Origin of the sequence: Microcystis sp. M49636_WE2 (assembly GCF_030065375.1) — a bacterium.
GTDB lineage: Bacteria > Cyanobacteriota > Cyanobacteriia > Cyanobacteriales > Microcystaceae > Microcystis > Microcystis aeruginosa_C.
In genome coordinates this window covers 1-2,095 of record NZ_JASJFG010000204.1, presented here as the reverse complement: position 1 = coordinate 2,095, position 2,095 = coordinate 1, and the positions used below count along the sequence as shown (strand labels likewise).

General features: G+C 39.3%; 2 protein-coding genes. One reads left to right on the top strand and one right to left on the bottom strand.

Features of this window, described 5'->3' with window-relative positions:
- The coding region (locus PX484_RS04620; protein WP_288103013.1) for an Rpn family recombination-promoting nuclease/putative transposase at window positions 1-383 on the bottom strand (383 nt) is incomplete at its 3' end.
- Window positions 384-1,266: 883 nt separating this feature from the next.
- On the opposite strand from PX484_RS04620, the gene PX484_RS04615 reads away from it, so the two are divergent.
- Window positions 1,267-2,095 (top strand): efflux RND transporter permease subunit (locus tag PX484_RS04615; RefSeq protein WP_288103012.1); only part of this gene is annotated, 829 nt, incomplete at its 3' end.

Here is a 2,095-nt window from a genome sequence, read left to right as displayed (position 1 = left end):
TCGACTACATATTGACTAATCGCTGCTCTTTTTGGCTTTGAATAAGAAAAAATTACAATCGGATAAATCGGTAAGACAAATTTCTCATGAAAGCGAGCAAAATAAGTAAACATTCGCCGATTAAACCACTTGCGGGAACTTTCCTGCGCCTCTACATGAATCAGAAAAAAAGATTCTTTTCCTCGAAACTTAACCTGTGCGACTAAATCGCTTTCATACCTTTCTCCTTCCGTGACATCGGTAAATACTTCTTTGTCTAAAAAAGTAATCGATTCCCTATCTAAATAATCTATCAATTGAGGAAAAAATAACTCAATAAATTCGACAAAAAAGGTGGAGATTAACTCCTTAAATAAGCGGTCATGGTCAATATTATTAGTCATGTAATATCATCTTAACTAATCTGAGCGATGAATGACTACTCTTATGTATTGTATTCTGAAAAGTCGGTTTTGGCAACGGATTGTTATGACCTCACCCCCTTAACCGACAGCGATTGCCAAATTCGCACAAAATCCATCAGATTGAGCTAAATCGAACAAAACATCGTAAACAGCAGGAAAAATCGGCAACAGGGTAGAAGTCATGACATTAACTGCAAAGGTTTACTGCTAACAGTTTTAGGCCAACAATCCCCAATTTTTCAAGGTTGCTATCACAAAAATTAACATTTATTACAAGAAAACGGGTTTCTCGAAGAAACCCGTTTTCTAAATATTTTCTCGAAGAAACCCGTTTTCTAAATAAAGGCAATCACTCTCCCCAATTCATAATTCCAGGCTCCCTTCTCCCGTATCATACTTTGTGCTTTTTGTCAAAAAAACTTTTTTTTTGCAATAAAACTACACAAAAAAAAGATCATCGTTGTGGGTGAAAATGACTGATTTACCCGTTTTAACTAGGATCACCTTCTAGGTGTGGCAAGGGTTTCAACCATTGCTGCCCAAAAAAGCACAAAATAACCCATTATGAAATTCTATCAAATCGCTGTAACCATTATAACGTCGTTGTTAAATAAAAATCTTTCTCAATTAATTCTTAAGAATTTATAAATATTGCGAAATGTTAATTTAAATATTCTCAAGTTTTTACAGTCAATAAATAATTTTTGCTTATCTTTGTCAGAAAATAGAACTTCTGCAAAAATCCAACATCTACCATGGGGTTAGGAGTCAGTTATCAGTTATCAGTTATCAGTTCACTGAGAAAACACCCCACACCCCACACCCTACACCCCACACCCCATACCCCACTTATTCAACAAACATGAAAGAATCGTGGCGAGAACGTCTGAATATCTCTCGAATAGCGATTAATGCCCCGAGGTTAACCATTGCTTTCTGGTTAGCGGTGGCAGTGGCGGGAATTTTGGCTTTTAGTTCCCTAAAATACGCTCTTTTCCCCGATATCAGCTTTCCAGTCGTAATAATTAACGCTCAAGCGGATTTAGCTACTGCTATCACCACGGAACAGCAATTAACTAAACCCCTAGAAAATCCCCTTTTCTCTCTCCCCGGTTGTCGCGATGTTTCCTCGACTACTGGACCCGGACAGTCAGTAATCAGCGTTTTCTTTAAAATTGGCACAAATTTAGACAAGGCCACCGCAGCAGTTAAACAGACTATCTCGCAAGTCCCTTTACCCCCTCAAGCTACCACAGAAGTTATCCCCGTTGATTTAAATGAGTCGGCAACAGTCACATATACGCTGGTGAGTGAGCAGAAAACTCTGGAAGAATTAAGCCAAATCGCCCAAGATAATTTAATTCGGCCCTTAAAAGCTCTCGAAGGTACGGCTAAAGTTAATTTACTCGGTCAAGGTACAGTTAGGGAAGATAATCCCCATAAAAGCTTAACCCGACCATTGCCCACGCTGGTACGCTTTAATGGCCAAGAGGCGATCGCTGTGCAGGTAATCAAACAAGGTGCTGCCAATAGTCTCGATCTGGCCGCTCAAGCAGAAAAACTGGTTAAAGACATAGCACAAAAACTGCCCGATGTCAAGATAATTTTAGCTGAAACCCAAGCGGAATATATTCGCGCTGCCCTACAAGGCACGATCGATGATTTACTTTTGGCAGTTTTGCTGTCAGTGC